This is a genomic window from Clostridium sp. LS (assembly GCF_002760435.1).
Taxonomy (GTDB): domain Bacteria; phylum Bacillota; class Clostridia; order Clostridiales; family Clostridiaceae; genus Clostridium.
In genome coordinates, this window is record NZ_AUUU01000196.1 from 1 (window position 1) to 3,754 (window position 3,754).

The window sequence follows — 3,754 nt, forward strand, 5'->3', positions numbered from 1 at the left end:
TGATTTCCTTCAAATATTAACTTAACAGGAATATCTTTTTGAACATAAATAGCATCAGGGGTATAACCATTATTATCTGCTGTTATTCTTATGACTTGAACCCCATTTTCAATAGCTGCCTTAGTTATATTTACTTGAGAGGCATTAGCTTCATTTCCAGATAAGTTTTGTTTTAATTTTTCATTCATATCAAAACTTGACATAAAATTACTAAGTAATAAAATAGCGGCACCTATAACAAATAATCTTAAATATTTTTTATTATTTGAACATCTAGCGTTATATACTGCTTTACTAACTTTTCTTCTAATATTCATGCTTATCACCTCTATTATCATAATTATTTTATTTCAAAAATTTATCGTAATCAAAAGATCTTCTTTATATAACTAAGTATAATAAAAAGTTATGAAGATTCTATGAGGATAAGCTATAAAATTTCTATTAGTGACACGATTCTACCTCCACCCCCTGAAATTAGAAAATGAATTTTGCTAAAAGTAAAATAGTCTTTTCTACTTTTACTTTTTATGAGCATTTTATTAAATTCAATGAACTTTTTCGAAGGACAATTTCATATATTTAATTGATAGAAATGATTAAGAGGAATTTATGGCTACTTATTTTGAATTCAGATCAATTGCTGAATTATTAGACGATAATTGTGATTTTGATAGTGAGCAAAAAGAATTGATACAAAACACATCCTGTAAATGTCAAGAATGTATGCTGGCAGGTGTACTTGCAGGATTAGAAGAGATTCTTCTAGAATATGCCAAACAAATTCAAGAATGGCAGGCTAAACTATTAGAATGTCCAGGAGTAGCAACTGGAGGCACGGCAGCAAAAATCAGCCTTGGAGTTTCGTCAGAGGAATTTGAACTAGTAGGGGGATCTTTAGATTATGCTGGCTTAGGTCTTCCTGGAGGTGAAAAAGCTGGAGGTGTACCAAAAAAAGCAGGGGGAGCAGCTGGAGCTTTGCCACACACAAGTGGAAGTAACGCCTTAGGTGGAGCTGGTCATCCTTAAAGTACAGCAACAGCTGGGGGTTTGCCATCCCCAGGTGGACGTACCGAAAACAATAATGAACTAGATAAGAAGGGATATACTTTATTATTAAAAATTAATTACACACATTAAAAAGATGCTGTGACACAACTTTCTAAGTAGTTAAGCCACAGCATCCAATATCACTATTTAATATATTTTTTAACATTGCTCAAATGTTCTTCATAAGTTTTGCAAAAAACATAACCACTACTTCCTATTGCCACATAATATAGATAATCATTCTGCGTTTTGGTACGTTTCAACTATAAAGTCGAATTCCTTTGGATTAGTTATTTCACCATAAGTATCTTCTTTAATTCCTGGATAATAGTATAGTACAAGTTTGTCATTAGAATCATTTAAGTTTTCTAGTAAAATATATAAATTGTTTAATGTGCAATCTTCTACTAATGCTAAAACCTCATATTTAGAAGAACGTCCAGTATCATTATTAGTTAAATCAACTGTATAGTTATCAAATTTTCTTACATTAACCCTTTTTCTATCGCATGAACAGATTTTAGAGTCTTTTCTACAGCTTGAACATTTTTTAAAATTACATTCAAAACTACAGCTTAAACATTCACAACTAGAGCATTTTTCTAATTGTTTGAAGGCTTCTATATTTTTTGTTTTAAAATCTTGAAGTAAATCGATACAAGGGTTAGATTTAAACATTGAAAGTAAAGATTTCTTTTTACACTCAGCTTCAGCTGAATCTAAAAGTTTAGTATACTCTTGGAGAATTGATGCTTTTGAAAAATATTTTCTTATGCTTAAATCTCTTTCAGATAGAAAAGGGGCTATATCATTTATAGCATAAGCTACATCAGTATAAACTTTTCCCCAATGTCTTCTTTCTTCATTGATAAAGTCAATATCCTTATTGTTATCCATTTTTTAATCACCTATTTATTTTTATATTTTGCTAATTCAGCATCTAAATCGACTTCGTCTAATTTCTTAAATTCACTATCAAAATCATCTAAATCTCTTAATTCACCTAATCCTTGGGCAAGAGATTCTTTTCTTTCAATTTTTCTTTCAATACTATCAATTTGAATTGAATTACTTTTAGTTTGAACATTAGCAAGAACTTCATTAACTTTTTGAGAAGCTTCAGCATTGGCAAATCTTGCAGCAGCTTCATCTCTATAATTTCTAGTTTTTGTTATTTCTTCTTCTAAAACACGAAGATTTTCTTTTAGAGTATCAGCTTGAGCCTTAGCATTGTCATAACTTGCTTGTAAAGAAGAAATCTTTTTATCTGTTTCAACTTTTTTAGCTAAAGCCCTTTTAGCTAAATCTTCATTTCCTTTACTTAAAGCTAGTTTTACTTTTTGATCAAAATCTTCAGATTCTTTTTTAGCAACATCTAATTTCTTTTCAATCTCATGAACATTACCTAAAATTTGAGCTGAACTTAATTTAGCTTTATTAAGCTGTTCATCCATATCTCTTAATTTTTGATCTAATAACTCAATTGGATTTTCCATTTCATCTAATGTATTATTCACCTTTGCTTTAATCATATCTGACATTCTCGAAAAAATTCCCATGTTAATACCTCCAAAAATTTTTTTATTTTCTTTTATTATTTAAATATTTTTTCATCAGTATAATAGCTAGTACAAATATCCCAGCTAAAACTAAAGTATTAATTAATAAGCTTGAAGTTGAACCGAAATAAAACGGTCTGTAAAAATATCCACCACCCCAACCAAAGAATGGCCAGAATGAACTTCTGCTCGGACCAGTATTATATGTTTGAGTATTATTGTCTTTATTTCCATTTGTATTGGTAGAAGCTGAGGAATCTGCAGTTTTATTTTTATCAGTTGTAGAATATGAACCGCTGCTAAACCCTTTTGAAGCTCCATCACTTGAAGAGGAACTATCACTACTGCTCGAAAAACTACCAGATTTAAATCCTTCTCCACTTTTTGAACTAGTAGAGGATTTGCTCGATGAACTTGAACCGCTAAAAGATCCAGAACTAAATCCACCGCTTGATTTTGAAGTGCTAGAACTATATTTGCTGCTACTAAAACTTGATTTAGCATATGCCATTGTACTACTAGATGTACTTATCCCCATAAAAGATAGAGCATCTAATGGTAAACTTGAAAATGTAAAGAAAAATATTAAAAGTATAGTTAAAGCATATCTCCTGTTAATCTTATTAATAGTGATCCCCCCTTAGTTAATGTAGTTATTTCTATCATATTTAAGTTATATCTAATGCTATATTTCATTTTAGCTTGTTTATAAATTTCAAGTTGCTACATTGCGTCTTATTTCTTACATAATTATTCCTCCTGTTTATCAAAATGTTATTCTACTTGTAATATACAATATAACTGTGAAGATATTATGTAGATTTATCTTCTTAAAATAATTATTTTTTATAAAAATAAACTCTAATTATTAACTTATATTTTAATAATTAGAGTTTCAGCTTTTATACTGATTATTTTCGATTAATGGTAACTATTTTTTACTATATCACAATATAAATCTGAATTTACCTTTACATCAGTAAATCCAGATTTATATATAATTTCTACTATCCTTATATGTACACGTGTTCTCTGGATATTAATTACAATAATTTAATTAGTTTCACTGTTTTTTATTTATACTTACAGTAAATACAGTTCCTTTATTCTCCTTACTTTCTACATCTATTGTTCCAGAATGCAGA

At 29.2% G+C, this 3,754-nt stretch carries 4 protein-coding genes and 1 pseudogene; 1 reads left to right on the top strand and 4 read right to left on the bottom strand.

Features of this window, described 5'->3' with window-relative positions; all coding sequences use genetic code 11:
• Window positions 1–317 (bottom strand): annotated as a pseudogene (locus COL3_RS26170) (hypothetical protein); the annotation flags it as partial.
• Between the two features lie 295 nt (window positions 318–612).
• Between COL3_RS26170 and COL3_RS26175 the strand changes: the two are divergent.
• Complete coding sequence (locus COL3_RS26175) at window positions 613–1,029, top strand: hypothetical protein (protein WP_008427022.1); 417 nt, start codon at window positions 613–615, stop codon at window positions 1,027–1,029.
• Between the two features lie 258 nt (window positions 1,030–1,287).
• Here COL3_RS26175 and COL3_RS26180 read toward each other — a convergent pair whose 3' ends face one another.
• Genes COL3_RS26180 through COL3_RS26190 form a run of 3 tightly spaced genes read right to left on the bottom strand, consistent with a single transcriptional unit; the run spans window position 1,288 to window position 3,147 of the window.
• Window positions 1,288–1,947, bottom strand: a complete 660-nt coding sequence (locus COL3_RS26180) for a hypothetical protein (protein WP_008427020.1) — start codon at window positions 1,945–1,947, stop codon at window positions 1,288–1,290.
• 11 nt (window positions 1,948–1,958) lie between these two features.
• Entirely contained in the window at window positions 1,959–2,609 is a 651-nt protein-coding gene (locus tag COL3_RS26185; protein ID WP_008427018.1) for a PspA/IM30 family protein, read from the bottom strand.
• A 22-nt stretch (window positions 2,610–2,631) separates the two neighbouring features.
• On the bottom strand, window positions 2,632–3,147 hold the full coding sequence (locus COL3_RS26190) for a hypothetical protein (RefSeq protein WP_008427017.1): 516 nt from the start codon (window positions 3,145–3,147) through the stop codon (window positions 2,632–2,634).
• Between the last annotated feature and the right edge of the window lie 607 nt (window positions 3,148–3,754).